Genomic DNA, 17,503 nt, shown 5'->3' on the forward strand with positions numbered 1-17,503 from the left:
CGCAAGAACAGCATTGGAACGCGCATCATGAAAATCGCCACCGCCGCCTACAATCTCGACTGGCTGGACAGCTGGGCGCAGTACGAAGACAAGCTGGACGCTTGGGTTTCGCAGGCCGCGGGGCAGGGGGCTGAACTGCTGGTGTTTCCCGAGTACGGCGCGATGGAGCTTTCGACGCTGGCCGGGGCCGAGGTTGCGGGGGATCTCGAACGCTCGATCCAGGCGGTATTCGAGCGGATGGAAGATGTACAAATCCTGCATCGGCGACTCTCGGCCGCATACAATGTGTACATTCTGGGTGCGTCCGCCCCGGTTCAGGCCGGCCCAGTTCGCCCGGTGAACCGCGCCGAATTCTACGCCCCCTCAGGCGCGCAGGATCATCAGGACAAGCAGATCATGACCCGGTTCGAGCGCGAAGATTGGGACATCGCACCGGGCGGACCGCTAAAGATCTTCGAGACGGCGCTGGGTCGGATCGGCGTTCTGATATGCTATGACAGCGAGTTTCCCCTGCTGGGCCGTGCCCTGTCAGAGGCCGACGTGATTCTTGTGCCGTCCTGCACCGAGGCCCTGTCGGGCTATTGGCGGGTCCGTATCGGCGCGATGGCGCGTGCATTGGAGAATCAATGCGTTACGGTGATGGCTTCGCTGGTGGGTAACAATGAATGGTCCCAGTCCGTGGACGCAAACACTGGGACCGGAGGCGTTTTCGGCCCGCCGGACAAGGGCTTTCCACAAACCGGCGTGCTGTCGGAAGGCGTGCTCAACCAGCCCGGCTGGACCTACGCAGACGTCGATCTGTCGGCGATCGCCGAAGTTCGGGCGGATGGCCATGTCCTGAACCGATCCCACTGGACCGAGCAGACGCCCCGAGTCGAATCGGTCACAATGTCGCGTCTTTAAGTGATTCCACCCTTGAAATAAGGCCGAAATAGGCTCATTTAAGCGCCACCTGCGGATTCTGCAGGGCAACGCAAAGATGGAGACAACATGGCCAAGGAAGATACGCTCGAATTTCCCGGTGTCGTGAAGGAACTCCTGCCTAATGCGACGTTTCGGGTCGAGCTGGAAAACGGCCATGAGATCATCGCACATACGGCAGGCAAGATGCGCAAAAACCGCATCCGTGTTCTGGCCGGCGACAAGGTTCAGGTCGAGATGACCCCCTATGATCTGACCAAGGGTCGGATCAACTACCGCTTCAAGTAACGCCTGCCGCAATGGCGTTCATTCTAGGATCGGGCAGCCCCAGACGGCTGGACCTGCTGGCTCAGCTTGGCGTGCAGCCCGACGCCATTTCTGCCCCCGACATCGACGAAGACCCCCAAAGGGGCGAGCTTCCGCTGCCGTATTGCGCGCGAATTGCCCGCGAGAAGGTGCATGCCGTGAAGGCGGCCCCGGACGATATCGTCCTGTGCGCCGACACGACGGTTGCGCTGGGTCGACGCATTTTGGGCAAGCCCGAGGATGCGGGACAGGCAGCCGAATTTCTGCATGCCCTTTCAGGACGTCGCCACCGTGTGATCACCTCGGTCGCGGTGCGTCGCGGCGATCGGGTGTTGCAGCGTGACGTGGTCAGCCAGGTCAAGGTCAAGCGTCTTTCGGACGTGGAAATCAACGCCTATCTCGCTACCGACGATTGGCAGGGCAAAGCCGGTGGCTATGCCATCCAAGGGCCCGCGGGCGCCTTCATTCCGTGGATCTCGGGCTCGTTCACCGGTATCGTCGGGCTGCCCTTGTCTGAAACCGCAGGACTGTTGCAAGGTATCGGTTACCCCCTGTATCGCGAGGCATCATGAAAGGTCGAACGATCATTCTGGATCACATTCAAGGCCGCGAAGCCGCGGCCCTGATGGTGGATGGTAAACTGGATGATTTCCTGATCGCTGCCGATGCGCCTGCCCCTGGTACGATCTACCGGGCCCGGGCCGAGCGGGCGATCAAGGGGCAGGGCGGAATGTTCCTGAGCACCCCGGATGGTCCGGCTTTCCTTCGGCAGGTCAAAGGGTTGGCACCGGGCGAGATGCTGCTGGTGCAGGTCACGGGTTATGCCGAACCGGGCAAAGCCCTGCCAGTGACGAACCGCATCCTGTTCAAAAGCCGCTATGCCATCGTCACGCCGGACGCGCCCGGGCTGAACATCTCCCGCTCGATCCGCGATGACGAGGAGCGCGACCGGCTGCTGGTGATTGCCCATGTGCAGATGGACGGCAGCCCCTTCGGTCTGATCCTGCGTTCCGGTTGCCAGGGCGCGGATGCCGATGAGATTTCGGAAGACATCGCCGCCATGCGGGCGCTGGCCGAGCAGGTCGAGAACGACACCGGAGACGCACCGGAAACGCTGTCCGAGGGCGACGGACCGCATGTTCTCGCCTGGCGCGAATGGGTGGAGCCGGCCGAGGTCTCGACCCAGGCGGGCGGGTTCGCGGACCATAGCGTGCTCGAGGCGCTGGATGCTGCCCGCGGCGCATCCCATCCTTTGGCGGGTGGGGCGCATATGTATATCGAACCTACCCGGGCGTTGGTGGCCGTGGATGTGAACACTGGTTCGGATGGCTCGCTGGCTGCGGGAACAAAGGCCAATTTCGCCTGCGCCAAGGAACTGCCGCGCGCCCTTCGCGTGCGCGGGCTGGGCGGGCAGATCACGCTCGACCTTGCGCCGATGCCCAAAAAAGACCGGCGCGGATTCGAATCCGCACTCCGCGCCGCCTTCAGGGCTGACAGCGAAGAAACGATCCTTGTCGGCTGGACGCCGCTGGGGCATTTCGAATTGCAGCGAAAACGCGGCCGTATCCCATTGTCGGAGGTCCTGAGATGAGCTGCCCGATCTGCGGAGAAGATACGGTCAAACAGTTTCGTCCGTTTTGCTCGAAACGCTGCGCCGACATCGATCTGGCCAAGTGGCTGAACGGCTCCTATGCGGTTCCGTCGCAGCGCGAGGATGACCTTGATGATGAGATTCAGGATGCTTTCGAAATCAAGGATCGCCCGCACTGAAAAAATCTGAAAAAGCCTCTGGACACCGCGTTTGGCAAGTCATAGAAGGCCTGCACCCAACGGCAAACGCCGTTCCCGTGCCCGGGTAGCTCAGGGGTAGAGCAGTGGATTGAAAATCCTCGTGTCGGTGGTTCGATTCCGCCCCCGGGCACCACTTCAACCCATTGAGATAAAACAGAAATCTGCCACTTCGAGCGCTGGGCTTTTGTGGTGGGATTAGCCGAATCCCGGCTTGGGGCAACACTGGGGTAACAAATCCGCGTGATGCATCTCGGGGCAACGCACGGGCAGACCTGTCTCGCCGAGACCTGGATCTGCCGTGCAATACCCGGTGCCACCAGAATCGCCCCTCACCGGTTCGCGATGCACTGCCGGATGTAGTCCTCGATCTCGGCCGCGAGGAACCGCGACCCGACAGGGTCCATCCTGAATTTCTTGGGAAAGCCCGGCCGTTCGCGGCACCAGCGGTCGATCGTGGTCCGGTCGCGCCGGAAAATTTCCGCCACTTCTTCGACGGTGAGCAGTTTGAGTTTCGGGTCGATAGCCATTCGTAATCTCGCTTTGCTGTTGTCTGTGGTAACGAAAAATGTCGCGGGGGGCCGGCATGCAATGGTGCGCGCGGGGTTATCCACATAAGAGTTCATCCCGAACTTCCCGGCGGCTGCGGGTCGTGAATCGCGGGTTCGGGCTGGACCGGCTTGGCGTTGTACGGATGAAACCCTTCCAGCACGCCGCGGCACCGCTCCTTCGACAGCTCCCTGTCCTTCAACAGCACCTCTGCGACGAGGGCCAGCTTGTCGCGGTTCTGCCGAAGGATGCCCTCTGCCTGTTCTAGGCACTTGCCGAGAACATCCTGCACCGCCCGGTCGACGGCATCGCCGGGCCGGAGGATGGCCCCGCTGGCCGGGAGGTGGGTCAGCACATCGCCCATACCCCATTCAAAGAGCATTCGGCGGGCGAGGTCGGTTGCGCGGGCAAGGTCCGAATGCGGGCCGTTGCCCGCCCCGCTTGAAGGTTCACCGAAGACCACCTGCTCGGCGGCGTAGCCCGCCAGCAGAGTGGTCAGGCGGGCCTGCGCGGTCTGGCGGGTCTCGATGCGGGGGCGCGGGTATTCGACCGAGCCGCCATCCACGGTGAGCACGGCGCGCTCGGGCAGGCCCAGCCCGCAGGTGGTACCCACGACCATGTGGCCGGCCTCGTGGATTGCCGCGCGCCACAGGAAATCCGCGTCGGGCGGCGGCGCGATGCGACGGGCGGCGGCCTCCAGGTGGCGCTGCTGCAGGGGGTGACCCGCGGCCCGTGCCAGTCCGCGCGCGTCCCGGACAAGTGCTGTGACCTGCGCGCCCGAAAGGCCCAGCAGTTGGTCGGCGAGCGGGGACAGGTTGAGGCCATCCGCATCGTCCCCAAGGGCCAGGCGCACAATCCGGACAAGCGCGGCGTGGTCGGGATTGCCCATCTCGAGCTTCAGGTCGAAGCGGCCGGGCCGGATCACGGCCGGATCCACCATGTCCGGAAAATTGGTCGCGCCGAGGACCACCACGCCGGGCGTGTCGTTGAGCCGCGAGAGATGCTCGAGCAACCCGTTGACCACGCCGACGATGTAATCCGACCGGCGATGCGCCGCGTTGCGATGGGTGAAGGAGTCGAGCTCGTCGAGGAAGAACACCGACGGCACCGAACGGATCGCCGCCTCGACCTTCTCGGACAGGGCGCGCAGCATGTCGCCCTGATGGCCGTGCTTCTGGCAGTCCGAATAGCTGGTCGCCACCAGCGGCCCGCCGATCGACCCGGCCAGAGCCGAGGCCAAGAGCGTCTTGCCATTGCCCGGCGGCCCGAACAGCAGGACCGAGGAACTGACCTCATCCCAGCCCAGTTGTCCGGACATCCAGGCCCGGACATCGGCCACCAGCCGATCGACGGGTTCCTGCACCTCGGCGTTCAGCACCACGTCGGCCAGGGAGATCCCCGAGGGCTGGTGCATCCGCGCGGCGGCGTCGGCCAGGGCATCGGCCACGACCAGCGTCGTGGCATCGCAGTAGGCCCCTTCGATGACGGGTAGTGGCAGCGCGGACAGCGCGCCGTCGGCGGGCAGTCGGTCGCGCAGGGCGTCCTCGGCGACGCGGCCGGTGGCGGAATGGGTGGCGCGCAGGTTCTCGATGCAGATCTCGCGCGACAGCGGCGGCAGGGTGAAGACGCGCCGGCACAGCGCCCGCTCGATGTCCGACATGGAACCGATGTCGGGGACAAAGCAGATGGCCTTGCGGCCCTGACGGACGGAAGAGGCGACGGCATCGCGCCCGTCGACACCCCGCCTGGAGGCGCGGTCCCGGTCGGTCGTGCTCGGGATCGGCGTGTCGATGCCACGCCAGCGGGCACCGCCGGGAGCGTCGAGTTCCGCCAGCCAGCCGAGGATCGAGTCCATCTGCGCCCACATCAGCCGGCGATCCTCCGGGCTGGGTGCGAGGATTACCGTCAGCGCCCGGTCGCGGGTGACGGCGGCCACGTCCTCGGGGCCGTCGAACAAGGCGGCAAAGCGGGCGGCGGCCACCATCGCGTCGATCGGAGGATCGGGCAGGCGGTTGGTATCGCCGGTGCCGTCCGCCGCGGCCCAGGGGTCTCGGCCTTCGGAGATCGCGCGGGCGATGTCGCGATCGCGCATCCCATGCACTGCGGGCGTGGCGCCATATGGCTCCTCCATGCGCAGCTGCGGTGGCAGAGACCGCACGTCGGGGCGGACCGGGCCGGTGCCGGACTCGTCATCAGGGTCGGTGGCCGATTGGAGATCGGCGGTCAGGTCGCGGTGCCACAGCGCGATGCGGCGCAGCAGCGGGCGCAGGAGCGACAGGGCAAACGGAGACAGCGCGCCGGCGGGCGCGGGGCGTGGGGTCTGGGGCATCAGGAGAACTCTGGACAAGATGGAGAATTGGGGGCCGCAGCCGCGCGGCCCCGGATCGGATCAGGCGGCGGCGCTGTCCGGAGACTCGGAGGCGCTGGGGTTCCAACCCGCAGCGACCGCCTCCAGCAGAGTCTGGATGTAGGACCGGGCGTGATGGTAATAGATCTCACTGGTCGCCCGGATCGGGCCCCGGAACAGGTAGGGCGGCACGATCAGGTCGGGGCGATGCGCCTTGATGTGCGCGTGCAGGGCTTTCTCGATGCAGATGGCGCGATGTCCGGACGCGATGGGAATGGCGCGCAGCAGCTTGCCTTGCGTCTGTCCGGGATCCCGCTGCACCTGGCGCAGGCGGAAGCTGGGGTTCGAACTGAACCCCAGCTTGACCACCGGCAGATCGAGCAGGGTGAAGTCGAAGAGGTAGATTTGGCTGGGCTTCGACGCCCAGCTCTCGCCGCAGCCCGAGCAATCGACATCGCCGTTGCGCAAGTTGGCCACCGCCACGTCCTGCCGGTGCCCGCCAGCATGCGCATAGCGGCGATAGCTGGGGTGACGCCGCCGCGCCTTGCCGATCAGCTGCCAGCCCTGCGCCTCTGCCTCGGCGGCGTGGCGGGCTTCGGTGCAGGTCTCGCAACTCAGCCCGTGCCCGCCGGCGGCGGCCCGTTCGACCCGGTGATGCTGGCGGCGGCCAGTGTGACCGCAGGAGAATTCATAGACCCCGTAATGCCGATCGCCTCGCGGGTCCGGCCCGATCAGCCGGGCCCCCACCTTCCGCGCGGCCTCGGCGCGGCGGGCGGCGATGCAGTGCGGGCACTCGGGCGCGTGGTCGCGTACCACATTGATCCGCTTGAGCGTGGGCTGGCCGCAGACATGGCAGCCGAGGACGACATGCAGGCGATCCACGGCGCGGCCGATCAGCGAGAAACCTTTACGCTCGGCGGCGGTGGTCCACTGGGCTTTGACAGGGCCGAGGAAGACGGGACGGAATTCCCCGTCGATGGGGAACGGAAACAGCGTGGTGCTGGTGGGCATGGAAAAAAAACTCCGGACTGAGTCCACCCGGGGGCCCGCAGGGCTGCGGGCGGGTGGAGAGGAAAAGAAAGGGATGAAGACAGGCCGGCGGGGCCTGTCCGGGAAACTCGGACAGGGAAAAGGGTGCAGGCCGGTCGGAAAATCTCAGGCGGCGCGGGGCAGGCCCATGAGAGCCAGATTGCCACGCCAGGCCTCGACGAGGGCCTGCGCCTCCATCAGAAGCGCATGGAGATCGGGCGCGGCTGCCTTCTGCGCCCGGTCCAGATCAAAGAGTTCCCCGGACAACTGGAGCAGTTTGGACTGGGTGGGCAGGCCGTCGTCCACAGCCGGCAGCATCTGCCCGGCAGCGGTCCGCAGGTCGGGATGCGCGGCGCGCATATCCCGGACAGCCCGCAGCCCGGCGCTGGCCAGCGACCAGGCGCTGGCGGCGGTGTCGCCCAGCTCCATGCCCCGGTCCGAGTTCAGATCGGCCCGGGTCTCGAACACCAGCCAGTCCGCGCGCAGGGCGACAAAAAGCTGGTCGAGCGCGGCGCGGAAAGCGAGCTTGTCCGCAGAAATGAGGGCAGTGAGAGGTTCAGCCGCGGGATGCGGCGTGCTAAAGGGCGTGTCAGCCATGATGATCTCCTAGCGATCGTGGTGGTCAGCGTGGGCGATGGAGTTGCCGCTCCGTCGTCCACGTGCTTAATATGATATTACGAAATCAATCTGTCAATAGGTGATATCATGAAATCTCGCGGGCGCCCGAAAGCCGACACCCAACCCGTCATGGTGCGGCTTCACAGCGACCTCATAACCCTGCTCGACGACGCCCGCAGGCGCGAAGAGGACATACCTACCCGACCGGAGATGATCCGACGCATCCTCGATGCATGGACCAGAGGAGAGGTGTATGGGGAAGGGCAAGAGGGATGAGGGCGAAATATCCGCAGGGGTTATATCGTGGGACTGCAGTCGTAGCATGTGGGACAACTGCTGGAGGGCGGCTTTGGGCCGTTCTTACATGAACAACTTAGGCGCGAAGGCAAGGTGTTGACTGGATTAAAGATCGCCGTGAATTTCGCCGCTATTTCGAAGGAATTCTGCCAACTCGCGCGTGAGCTGACCGTCGACGCCCGGTCCCACGGTACATTCCCATACGACGAGGGTCCGCCAACCCAGATCATGCAGTCGCCTAATGGCCTCGGCGTCCCGCCGCACGTTGGCTGCAAACTTTTCCTGCCAGAACAAAACATTTGACTTGGGGGTGGCGGCTTTGGGGCATCCAGCATGCCGATGCCAGAAACAACCGTGGACGAAAATCGCAGTGCGCCACTTCGGCAGCACGATGTCAGGGGATCCCGGAAGCCTCCGGACATTCAGGCGGAACCGGAAACCCTGAGCATGCAAGGCCTTGCGCAGCAGAATTTCGGGTTTCGTGTTGTTGCCGAGGATGCGTGACATCATCCGTGAGCGAGTCTTCCGGTCAACTGTATCGGTCATGTGCTCAACATAAAGCCCACGGTCCGGATTTCGACCTGGAACATCTGTTGAAACCTGGTAGAACCTCCGAAGCAGAGGAAGAACATGCCGGAAGAATTTGCCATCATCGACCTGTTTGCCGGTCCTGGAGGGCTGGGCGAGGGATTTTCTCAGGCTGGGCGCGACCCCGGGGCGCCGATGAAGATCAAGCTGTCGGTCGAGATGGACGACCACGCGATTCAGACGCTCCAACTGCGGGCTTTTCTTCGGTCGTTCGACGAGTTTCCACAAGAATACCATGATGCCCTGAATTACGGTTCGCCGCTGCCCAACTGGGCCGACCTCTACCCGGTCAACTGGAAGCTCGCAAAGGACGAAGCAAGGCAACGTGTTCTGGGAGAGTCCGGGGTCTTCGAAGAACTTGCGGTCGAGCTTGACCGCACCCGCGAAGACTACAATGGCAACACGATCCTGATCGGCGGACCGCCGTGCCAAGCCTATTCATTGGTTGGTCGGGCGCGCAACAAGGGCAAGACTGGATACGTGCCCGAGGACGACCACAGGCATTTCCTGTACCGGGAATATGTACGCATCTTGGACAGGCTTCGCCCGGCGGCGTTCGTCATGGAAAACGTCAAGGGAATGCTGTCCAGCCAAGTGGACGGTGGCGGCATTTTCAGCCGGGTTCTCGATGATCTTGAGGCGGCCGGTGACGGCTATCTTCTGCTGCCTTTGTCCAAACCCGCCCCGTCGGACGGTTCCCGAGCCGCTGCCCGGGATTTCCTGATCAAGGCCGAGGACCATGGCGTTCCGCAGGCGCGGCATCGGGTGATCATTCTCGGGGTTCGGAGCGACCTCGCCAAGAAAATTGAACTCGAAGGACCCATCCTCGGCAGTCCGCAGTCCCCTGTGACGGTGGCTGAAGTTCTGCGCGATCTGCCCCGAGTGAGAAGTGGGTTGAGCCGCGGCGATGATGCTGACGCCTGGCTGGCGGCCGTGCAGGCACAGGCTTCCGCCATTGCGGCCTCGGACGCGGCGCCGCAGGAGGTCCGCAAAATCGCTCGCGCCGTGGCCGGGGCCAACAGATTGCCCCGCCTTCGCTCCAGCAACCGGCGAAAACGCTCCGGTGAATTGCCCGCGCAGCTTGCGGACTGGCTGTTGGACGACCGGCTGGAGGTCGTTCTTCAGCACGAGACCAGAGGGCATATTCCGGACGACCTGGGTCGCTATCTTTTTTCGTCGGCATTTACCCGGGCGTTCGGCAGGTCACCGAAGCTTGCGGAGTTTCCCGAGTTTTTGCAGCCGGCGCACCGAAATCGCGGGTCCGGCGATTTTGCCGACCGCTTCCGGACGCAGCGCTCGGATCGGCCGTCGACAACCGTCACAAGCCACATTTCCAAGGATGGCCACTATTTCATCCACCCCGATACCATGCAGTGCCGGTCGCTTACCGTCCGCGAAGCCGCGCGTCTGCAGACTTTCCCGGACAACTACCTGTTCTGCGGTCCGCGCACCAAGCAGTACCACCAGGTCGGCAATGCAGTTCCTCCCTATCTGGCATTTCAGATCGCAAAGGCTGTGCGGCGGCTGCTGGGCTGACGGCAGACTATTGCGCCGCAGCAACTTCGGATTCTCTGAACCCGTTTTCCTTCAGTTTGTTCAGAACCTCGATTGCGAATTGAGACTGTTTTTCCGTCGGTATTCTCGTCGGCATTTTCGAGCAGACGTCCAACACTCCGTATTCCGATGGCGACAGCAGCTTGTTGGAGCGCCCCCAGGTTTTCGCATCTGCCCAGAACTGCGCACCGAGTTCAAAGACACGGGTCTGTGCCTCGACGCTTTTCGTCAGGTTCTCGTCATCCGACACGTCGTCATCTTCCGACCAGGCCTCTTCCGGCTCGATCAGAATGTCCGCAAACTCCTCCGGGTAGGACAGTTTCCGCTTGCGGAAGGCCTCCCAGCAGGCTTGCTTCTTCGCCCACTCACTCATGTTTCGAATGCCCTCGGGCGGGTTGGTGATCGCCTCCTGCGCCTCGGCGGCCGCCACAAGCAGAGCACCCTCCAGAGCTGCGGGAACGTCCTGCGACCGCCAGACCCGGCTCAGGTCGACCACCAAGTCCCGCTCAGCCGCATCATGTGCGACCTTGGCGATAGCGTAGGTCACGATGTTTGCGCGGTAGCCGCCTTCGTACCAGTCCTGGGTGGAAACCAGCTTTTCCATCTTGCGGAAGATGATTGCCTTGGAAATCAGATGCCGATACCAGGCCTCGTTGATGCGCGCACCGTTCTTGCCCCACGCCTTTTCAATGGTCTTGGCAAAGTCGCCAAAGTTCTTCTGCGCACCCATCGACACGAGGTGCGGTTTGCCGCTCCAAGTGTTCTCGAATTTGGCGAGGTCGGTCTTGGTGAAGAACTGGCGTCGGGGAAACTCGGCGTCCCACTTCTTCCGCTCCGCCGGGGTTTTCTTGCTGCGCTCGTCTGCATACTGCCCCCTCGCCCGTTCGTAGAACCACTTGGTTTCGCGGTACCCGTTGACGCCGGCCGGCGCCAGGATTTTCCGCGAAAGCTCCTCGATCCTGATGTGGAAGGGGTGGTTGGCGAAGAAATCAGCGGCGTTCACCTTGTTCTGGCTGTTGGCGAATTCCGAGATGCGCGGAACGACCGTATCCGAAAGGATCGGTGGAACGACACTCAGTTTCATCTGGACGAAGATGTCCTTCAGACCCTCGCCGGCCAGTTTCCGCGCTGCGTGAATTGACGCCGTCGTCTGGCCGCCATTTACGATCTGAAGATTGTCGGCCCTGGTGATGACCAACCCGTCTTCGGTCCTTGCCAACTCAACGCCCTCGGCAGTTGCGGCCAAGCCGTTGTTGTAGGCCAGGAACATGTGGGGCTCTTCCAGGATGGTCTTTCGGATTCCCTTGTTCACGTTGCCCCGGGCCTGCAGAAAGCTACGGACGTTGGATTCCAGCAGGCGCGCGCCCCACTTTTCGTAGATGGCGGCCAGCTGCGTGCCGGGAATGACCGCGATGTAGCTTTCCAGTGCGGCATCCGACCCGGAGGCTTTCAGAACCGGGATTCCGCCGCCAAAATCCCCGGCGAAGTCGATGGTCAGGTCGGCGCGCGCCTTGCCCTGCTCGACGAAAGCCTGCAGGCGCTTGAGATCCCAGACGTTGTAGGTGACCGGCTTGTCATCGATGGTGCCGGCCGGCATGGCGTCAACCTTGGCCCTGTTGTCCGAGTTCGTTACGAAGATCAGCTTGATCTTCTCGATGCCGTTCCAGCGGGTGCTGATCAGATCGGCCAGACCCGCTCCGAGGCTGGTTTCTTCCAGTTCGTCCCTGAATGCCTCATGGCGCGCGTGACGTAAGAATTCGACCAGTTTGTTGAACTGAGCTTTCAAGTCGGAACCGCGCGTCAAACGAATTTCCTGCGTAATCTGAAAATCGCACAGGATCAGCGACAGAACACCGTCACTGTCGGCGGGATCGCCTCCGTAGCCGCTGACCTGCAGAGAAACGCCGCGTCGACCGCGCCCCTGAAAATAGGAATAGTCGCACTGATCAACTTCGCCTGCCTCGGTCAGGATTTCTCCGACTTTCTCGAAAAAGGCTTCCTGAGTGTACAGGCCCAAAGCATCCGCGTCGCCTTGGATATCCGCGATGAAACTCTGGTGGAATTCTTCTAGATCCGACATTCGTCAACAACTCCGCAATATCTCGTTCAGGTCTTCTGACCGCTCAAAGGTTGCGCAGGCATCCAGACGGATCGCATAGCTGACCTCATCGACGCCCGGCGGCAGAGGTGGCACCAACCTGGGGAAACCTTCTCCGACTTCGAATGTCCGCACCGCACCCAGATGCCAGCGGCGGTCTTCCTCGACGGTTTCGTCCTGATATCCGGTCGCCGCGAGCCTCTGCTCCCAAAGATCCAGTGCGCCAATGTCCGCATCGAACAACTCGGCCGTGCAGCGGACGTGATCGGCCAGGTTTTGGCCCTCGTCTCCCAGCAGGGTGTCGACCTCCTGCACCCTCAGGCAGAACCTCGCGCCTTCGATGTCCGACAATTGCGCTTCGGATGAAATGCGCACCTTGGGGTGGGCGGCGCTGCGCCGTGCCTTGATCTCGAAATACAGTCCCGGAAGTTCGAAATCCTTGGCACTGTCCTCGGGGCCCTTCCAGGCATCCACGGCCTTTAGCGGTCCGATGTGCTGAACCAGCTCTCTGAGGAAGGCGAGCTCGGCAACCAGGCCACGCTGTTCTTCAAGGGAAAGACCACGCCTGCCGCCGCTGCGCAGCAGGTGATGCCAGCGCAGTGTTCGACCGACTGCGCGCGACAGGGCGTGCTGGGGCTCGGTCGCCTGTTCGGCCGCGGCCACGACGTCCCGGCACAACGTCTCGAACAGGTCGATGTGGGCCTTTTCCTGCAAGGTGATGCAATAGGAGTTCCGGCCATCGACGACCCGGTAGAATACCCCGATATGCTTCAGCTTGGGCAGAGGGCGCACCTCGGACATGTCATCTGACATCCGCAGAAGCAGAGCGGGCGCGTTGTCAGGCATGCGCACCCAAAAGAAATCATGACGGCCCTTGCTGTTGACGCGCCGCGCCCCGCTGGGAGGCAGTCCGTTCCATGGTGTCTCAATCATCTTCGAAGGCTCCGTCATCCTCTTCGTCCGACCCATAGATCTCCCGGAACTTCTGGGTATTGATGATGTACTCCACGCGATCACTCGGCTTGGCGGATTGGGGGAAGCTGATGCTCCAGCCGATGACGGGCCGATCCGGGATCCGGTCCAAGTGTGGGAGATCGCTTTCCTTCGGCGGCCGGACCTTGACGACATGGAGCACGAACAGCGGCTTGTCGCGGACCTGTCTGTATATTCTGTCCGGGAATGAGGGCCGGCGGGATTCAGGCTTTCCGTCCTCCTTCAAGCTCTGGAGGTATTCCTCTTCCGCCTGTTTCGCCTTCACCGGGTCGACACCGATCTTTTCCACGCCGCGCGACGCGATACGTGCTCGCTTGCCGCTCATAGAAAGAAGTTGGTCGGCCAGATCCTTGTAGCCGACGCTGCGCTCCTGTGGCCCCACCGACCATCCGGCAAGCTCGAAAGGCTCTGCGTCGTTGGAAACGCTGGTGACCAACACGTCCCATTTCTCCAACTCGTCATGCCTTCGCTCACCGATGTAGGTCCGAATGGGCGCGGTCTGTGTCAGGAACGCCTGTTCGTGGTTGCGCCACCCCAGCAGGAATTCATCGATCAGATTCACTGAGACTTCTCGAAGAAGGAAACCACCGGTCACCTTTTCGGCTGACGACTGGCGGAAGCCTGCGCCGGCAAGATCCTCCAGAAGATTTCGGGCGGCGTCTTCGTTGGCTGAAATATCTGCTGGCTTGGCACTGATCTTGGCTGTCTCCACCCATGCGTTGGACAACCCGATGAGGACATGCTTCTGGCCCGATCCCATCTTGTTGCGCGCAGTCACCAGTAGAGACGCGGGATGACTGCGCACGGCGAGACCGAAATCGGCAGGCGAGGCCTTGGCCTTTTCCATCTTCTTGAGTTCCAGATGCAGCTCCTCACTGGCCTCGGCGATGTGGGCGTACCAGTCAATCGCCTCTGAAGGCATCCAGATCCGACACAGATCCTCGTACCCGCCGCGATAGCCGAACCAACGGCCCATCTGCATCAGGGTGTCGTACATCATGGTGTTGCGCAGGAACCAAGTGACAGTCAGACCTTCGAGCGTAAGCCCCCGAGACAGAGAGAACCCCCCGACTGCGATCACGGTCTGACCAACGGAAGATTCACCCGAATAGTCCAGCCCATTGGAGCGGCTGTTGACCTCGACGACTTTGGCCGATGCCACGGCGTCCAGCATGGCGCCCTGGATCCGGCTCCAATCCGGTTCGGCTTCCGCGTATTCCCTTTGCCAGGTTTTCTGAAGGGCGGCGATCTGAGGGTCGCGTAGTCCGTCCATGCCACGCGATCCGTTGATCCGCAGGGAGTCGAGAATCGCAGCCAAGTACTCGTGCAGACGATTCCGCAACCTGCCCTGAACGTCGGTGAATCGGCTGGCGTTGACGAGCATCGAACAATGAGAAGCTGCTTGACCGCGCAGGTTCCTGATGGTGCGAGCGATCAGAAATGCCCGAACCGCTTCCTTGAGGCTTTCAGGCAGTTCATCCACCGTCTGGTCGATCTTGTGCTTGATCGGCAGGATGTCTTCGTTGTCGCGGATGGTGCGCAGCCAGACGGGATCGCCTTCGTCCGGGATGCCGTCGATGAAGATCTTCTTCGCTCCGAAGTAGTTCGACGGGGCGTCCAGCCCGACGATGAAGTGTTTGGGAAACAGGTCTTCCTTCAGCACGTCGTCGTACTGATCGGGATCTACGAAGATGTTGGCGAAGGGCGTTGCAGTGTACCCGACATAGCAGCTGCGGTGGAACATGTTCAGAAGATCGCGGATCTGACCGTTGATCTTCGTGATCTCTTCCTTGGAGTAATTGGTGTTGATCGAAGCGTTGTCGGCCTCGTCGTCGATCAGCAGCATGGGCTGGTCGATCATCTGGTCGTCACCACGGGCGCTGTTCTCGCGCAGCCAGTCCAGCAGGTTCCTCAACGTATTGTGGTTCTTCTTGATCACAAGCACCACGGGAACCTTGTAGGAGTCGATCTGGCTGGTATTGGTGGACGCGGTGTCCTTCTTGAAGTCGAATAAGGTGTTGGTGAGGCTAACCGGAACCTTGCGGTCGTCGAAAAGCCCGACACCGATGGCCCGGTTTCCCTTCTTGCCTTGGGTTGCAAGGCGCCCCGTGTCGCGGCCGATGAAGCCCTCGTCAATCCGCTCCTGGGTCTGGTTGCGCAGGTTGTTGTGGATCCCGGCGATGACGACGATAAGTCGATACCCTGCGTCGGCAGCCTTGCAGATGAGCCCGGTGTAGTTAGCCGTCTTGCCGCTCTGGACGTGACCAACCACCATGCCCCGGCGATCCCACTTTTCGGCCAGTCCCGGGTTGCCCAAACGACCGAGGATTCGGTCGGTGATCTGGTCCAGACCGGTGATGACGTCCTGCGGAAGACCGTTTTTGTGCAACAGCTTCTTGTAGCGGTCCCAGTAGTACGGATCGATGCTGGCCTTGGCCTCGTCCAACCAAGGGCGAAAACTCTCGTCGTCGACGGTCGCGCCAAGTCCCATGGTGATGCCGAACCGTTCTTCGATGTCGCGGGCAAGCTGTTCCAACGCCTCGGGGGCGGCGTTCACGTTGAGAGCGGCGTTCATTGTCTTGATGAAGCTTCGAAGATCGTCGCCGCTCTTGCGCTCATGCGCCAGAGACTGGGAAACGACGTCATCCAGATGCTTGAGTTGCGCGCTCACGAATTTTCTCCTTGCTCGATTTCTTCAACCAGTTGCCGGACGGAATCCTTGTGATTCACGAATGGCTCGGTGGAACATAGGGTCTTGAGGATGTCAGAACCTGTAATGCCGATCTTCAGGAGCTCCCGAATGGCGGTCTCGGCCATTTCGGCCAGTTCGGCGAAATCCGATTTGTCCGACTCGACGCTTTCGGCACCTCCAAGCATGTCGGCATGCAGCGCGGCGACAGGCAGGCCTGACCCTAGAAGTGTGATGCAGGCCCGGAATCCGTGTCGGAACTCTTCGGGCAAAAGATCCGCAAAGCCTTGGATCGACGGGTGCTCGACGTTTGGTCGGTACACGATCCTGCCGTCCTTCTGGATGCGGTTCCACAGCGGCAGGTTTTCTTCTGACACCAGCTTGCGACCGCGACGTTGATACGTCCGCTTGGAAGTTCCTTGGAGCCTTTCGACAATCCTGCGGAGGCGCTCCCGGACCATGGGCGGCATCTGGGCTGACGCCTTGCGCACGTCGATCTTCCAGTCCGCGTCCATCGTGTTGGGAATGTCGACCCTGACGCGTGACAGTTTTGTCAATTCCGTCTGCCGGGCCAAGCCCAACCAGCTGCCTGCGATGATCAGGCGCTTTTCCCGGTAGATGTAGAACCCCTGCGACCGCAGATGCCCCTCTGGCCCGCCCAACTCCTCCCATTCGGTCCTCGACATCATCTTGTGATGCGGCAGGGTATAGCATTGGGTAACGACCTCGCCCCTGACCAAAGGTAGTACTTCTTCCGGGTCGACCTGCGTTGCCTTGTGGGTCGTGGCAAAAGGGTCGATCGGCGCAAGAAGCCGACCGTTCAGCAGGAGCCTCAACTTGGGTCGGCTTCCCTCCATGTAGCGGTGGAAGCAAAGGCGCAGGTGCCGCTCCGCGCCTGACAGCGCCTTGTTGATTTCGGCGGACCGTTTGGCCGTGTCGTGCCGGAAATTCGTCGAGAGCCGGTCCAGCTTTCGCCAGAGGACTATGGTTCCGGTTTCGGGCAGCCTGTCCACTGCAGGAATACCGTGAAGTTCATCCTCCAGATCAACGTTCCAGACATTCGTTTTCGCGACCTTGTCCAGATCCCAAGTAGCCCCCGACGTACGTCCGTCCCTGCGGGAAATCACGGTAAGCCGGCGGCACTGCGAAAAGCTCGCGCTTTTCAACCCCAGCCCAAAGCGACCAAGATCGTGACCTTCGCGCTCGGCCAGCGGGTTTTTCGAGCCCGGCCGCATGGCTTCGATGAGTTCCGCCTCGGTCATGCCGGACCCATCATCGACGATCGCGATCCAAGGCTCGTCAGTCGTCGTTTCGGCCAGAATTTCGACCCGCCCGGCTCCGGCGGTGATTGAATTGTCGATGATGTCGGCCATGGCCGTTTCCAAGGTATATCCGAAATCCCGCATGCCTTCGATCAGCGATGCGGCATGTGGTGTGGCATCCGCCTGCCTTTTCCCTTTGATTTGCAATTTGCCTTGGACTGATTGCACGGCTTCTTCTCGCTGTCTGTCTTTATCGTTTGAAATCTGCGGTCTTTCTTTGTGTACCGAATTGACACCAGTTCCCGCGGAAGGTGAAGAGGTCATTTCGGTTTCTCTCCTAACGTCGGATCGGGTCACCGCTGTCGCAAAGCTCGCCCGGCGACCGCGCGTTCAGCTGCCTTCGATTGAGAAGATGGTGATGCACGTATGTGAAACTACCTGCCTGAGGTTTGAATGTTCGCCAT

The 17,503-nt window shown here is 62.0% G+C and carries 15 protein-coding genes and 1 tRNA gene; 7 read left to right on the plus strand and 9 right to left on the minus strand.

Annotation, left to right across the window (positions count from 1 at the left end; all coding sequences use genetic code 11):
* The first annotated feature begins 27 nt into the window (after window positions 1–27).
* The 6 genes from ACR0NB_RS00310 to ACR0NB_RS00335 all read left to right on the plus strand — a co-directional run bounded on the left by ACR0NB_RS00310 (window position 28) and on the right by ACR0NB_RS00335 (window position 3,151).
* Window positions 28–903, plus strand: coding sequence for a carbon-nitrogen hydrolase family protein (locus tag ACR0NB_RS00310; RefSeq protein ID WP_170366711.1), 876 nt, complete (start codon window positions 28–30; stop codon window positions 901–903).
* An 87-nt stretch (window positions 904–990) separates the two neighbouring features.
* The gene (gene infA, locus ACR0NB_RS00315; protein ID WP_005978431.1) at window positions 991–1,209 is read left to right on the plus strand and encodes a translation initiation factor IF-1; all 219 of its coding nucleotides are present in this window, start codon (window positions 991–993) and stop codon (window positions 1,207–1,209) included.
* An 11-nt stretch (window positions 1,210–1,220) separates the two neighbouring features.
* Window positions 1,221–1,799 (plus strand): Maf family protein, encoded by a 579-nt coding sequence (locus ACR0NB_RS00320; protein WP_480774646.1) that lies wholly within the window; start codon window positions 1,221–1,223, stop codon window positions 1,797–1,799.
* Window positions 1,796–2,818, plus strand: coding sequence for a ribonuclease E/G (locus tag ACR0NB_RS00325; RefSeq protein ID WP_480774647.1), 1,023 nt, complete (start codon window positions 1,796–1,798; stop codon window positions 2,816–2,818). The genes ACR0NB_RS00320 and ACR0NB_RS00325 overlap by 4 nt, the downstream gene beginning before the upstream one ends.
* Entirely contained in the window at window positions 2,815–2,997 is a 183-nt protein-coding gene (locus ACR0NB_RS00330; RefSeq protein WP_480774648.1) for a DNA gyrase inhibitor YacG, read from the plus strand. The genes ACR0NB_RS00325 and ACR0NB_RS00330 overlap by 4 nt, the downstream gene beginning before the upstream one ends.
* A 79-nt stretch (window positions 2,998–3,076) precedes the next feature.
* Window positions 3,077–3,151, plus strand: a tRNA-Phe gene (locus ACR0NB_RS00335).
* Window positions 3,152–3,347: 196 nt separating this feature from the next.
* On the opposite strand, the gene ACR0NB_RS00340 is transcribed toward ACR0NB_RS00335, so the two are convergent.
* From ACR0NB_RS00340 to ACR0NB_RS00360, 5 genes are all read right to left on the minus strand, one after another.
* A complete protein-coding gene (locus ACR0NB_RS00340; protein WP_480774649.1) occupies window positions 3,348–3,545 on the minus strand; it encodes a helix-turn-helix transcriptional regulator in 198 nt (65 codons plus the stop codon).
* A 92-nt stretch (window positions 3,546–3,637) separates the two neighbouring features.
* Window positions 3,638–5,893: an AAA family ATPase gene (locus tag ACR0NB_RS00345; RefSeq protein ID WP_480774650.1), complete on the minus strand. Its 2,256-nt coding sequence runs from the start codon at window positions 5,891–5,893 to the stop codon at window positions 3,638–3,640.
* Window positions 5,894–5,953: 60 nt separating this feature from the next.
* Entirely contained in the window at window positions 5,954–6,949 is a 996-nt protein-coding gene (locus ACR0NB_RS00350) for a hypothetical protein (RefSeq protein ID WP_480774651.1), read from the minus strand.
* A gap of 117 nt (window positions 6,950–7,066) precedes the next feature.
* Complete coding sequence (locus ACR0NB_RS00355; protein WP_480774652.1) at window positions 7,067–7,537, minus strand: hypothetical protein; 471 nt, start codon at window positions 7,535–7,537, stop codon at window positions 7,067–7,069.
* 423 nt (window positions 7,538–7,960) lie between these two features.
* On the minus strand, window positions 7,961–8,401 hold the full coding sequence (locus ACR0NB_RS00360) for a very short patch repair endonuclease (RefSeq protein WP_480774653.1): 441 nt from the start codon (window positions 8,399–8,401) through the stop codon (window positions 7,961–7,963).
* A gap of 84 nt (window positions 8,402–8,485) precedes the next feature.
* On the opposite strand from ACR0NB_RS00360, the gene ACR0NB_RS00365 reads away from it, so the two are divergent.
* The gene (locus ACR0NB_RS00365) at window positions 8,486–9,979 is read left to right on the plus strand and encodes a DNA cytosine methyltransferase (RefSeq protein WP_480774654.1); all 1,494 of its coding nucleotides are present in this window, start codon (window positions 8,486–8,488) and stop codon (window positions 9,977–9,979) included.
* 7 nt (window positions 9,980–9,986) lie between these two features.
* Here the strand turns inward: ACR0NB_RS00365 and ACR0NB_RS00370 are convergent, their stop codons facing one another.
* The 4 genes from ACR0NB_RS00370 to ACR0NB_RS00385 are packed head-to-tail and all read right to left on the minus strand — an operon-like array spanning window position 9,987 to window position 17,267.
* Window positions 9,987–12,077, minus strand: coding sequence for an AIPR family protein (locus ACR0NB_RS00370; RefSeq protein WP_480774655.1), 2,091 nt, complete (start codon window positions 12,075–12,077; stop codon window positions 9,987–9,989).
* Between the two features lie 3 nt (window positions 12,078–12,080).
* Window positions 12,081–13,028: a PD-(D/E)XK motif protein gene (locus tag ACR0NB_RS00375; RefSeq protein ID WP_480774656.1), complete on the minus strand. Its 948-nt coding sequence runs from the start codon at window positions 13,026–13,028 to the stop codon at window positions 12,081–12,083.
* On the minus strand, window positions 13,021–15,759 hold the full coding sequence (locus ACR0NB_RS00380; RefSeq protein WP_480774657.1) for a Z1 domain-containing protein: 2,739 nt from the start codon (window positions 15,757–15,759) through the stop codon (window positions 13,021–13,023). Before ACR0NB_RS00380 ends, ACR0NB_RS00375 begins: the two co-directional genes overlap by 8 nt.
* Entirely contained in the window at window positions 15,756–17,267 is a 1,512-nt protein-coding gene (locus ACR0NB_RS00385) for an ATP-binding protein (RefSeq protein WP_480774658.1), read from the minus strand. Before ACR0NB_RS00385 ends, ACR0NB_RS00380 begins: the two co-directional genes overlap by 4 nt.
* Between the last annotated feature and the right edge of the window lie 236 nt (window positions 17,268–17,503).

The sequence above is a fragment of the Ruegeria sp. CG3 genome, from assembly GCF_056537205.1.

Bases quoted from the DNA above. Each gene is read 5' to 3' on its own strand.
- ACR0NB_RS00310 (WP_170366711.1), top strand. From the start codon at position 28: ATGAAAATCGCCACCGCCGCCTACAATCTCGACTGGCTGGACAGCTGG.
- infA (WP_005978431.1), top strand. From the start codon at position 991: ATGGCCAAGGAAGATACGCTCGAATTTCCCGGTGTCGTGAAGGAACTC.
- ACR0NB_RS00320 (WP_480774646.1), top strand. From the start codon at position 1,221: ATGGCGTTCATTCTAGGATCGGGCAGCCCCAGACGGCTGGACCTGCTG.
- ACR0NB_RS00325 (WP_480774647.1), top strand. From the start codon at position 1,796: ATGAAAGGTCGAACGATCATTCTGGATCACATTCAAGGCCGCGAAGCC.
- ACR0NB_RS00330 (WP_480774648.1), top strand. From the start codon at position 2,815: ATGAGCTGCCCGATCTGCGGAGAAGATACGGTCAAACAGTTTCGTCCG.
- ACR0NB_RS00340 (WP_480774649.1), bottom strand. From the start codon at position 3,545: ATGGCTATCGACCCGAAACTCAAACTGCTCACCGTCGAAGAAGTGGCG.
- ACR0NB_RS00345 (WP_480774650.1), bottom strand. From the start codon at position 5,893: ATGCCCCAGACCCCACGCCCCGCGCCCGCCGGCGCGCTGTCTCCGTTT.
- ACR0NB_RS00355 (WP_480774652.1), bottom strand. From the start codon at position 7,537: ATGGCTGACACGCCCTTTAGCACGCCGCATCCCGCGGCTGAACCTCTC.
- ACR0NB_RS00360 (WP_480774653.1), bottom strand. From the start codon at position 8,401: ATGACCGATACAGTTGACCGGAAGACTCGCTCACGGATGATGTCACGC.
- ACR0NB_RS00365 (WP_480774654.1), top strand. From the start codon at position 8,486: ATGCCGGAAGAATTTGCCATCATCGACCTGTTTGCCGGTCCTGGAGGG.
- ACR0NB_RS00370 (WP_480774655.1), bottom strand. From the start codon at position 12,077: ATGTCGGATCTAGAAGAATTCCACCAGAGTTTCATCGCGGATATCCAA.
- ACR0NB_RS00375 (WP_480774656.1), bottom strand. From the start codon at position 13,028: ATGATTGAGACACCATGGAACGGACTGCCTCCCAGCGGGGCGCGGCGC.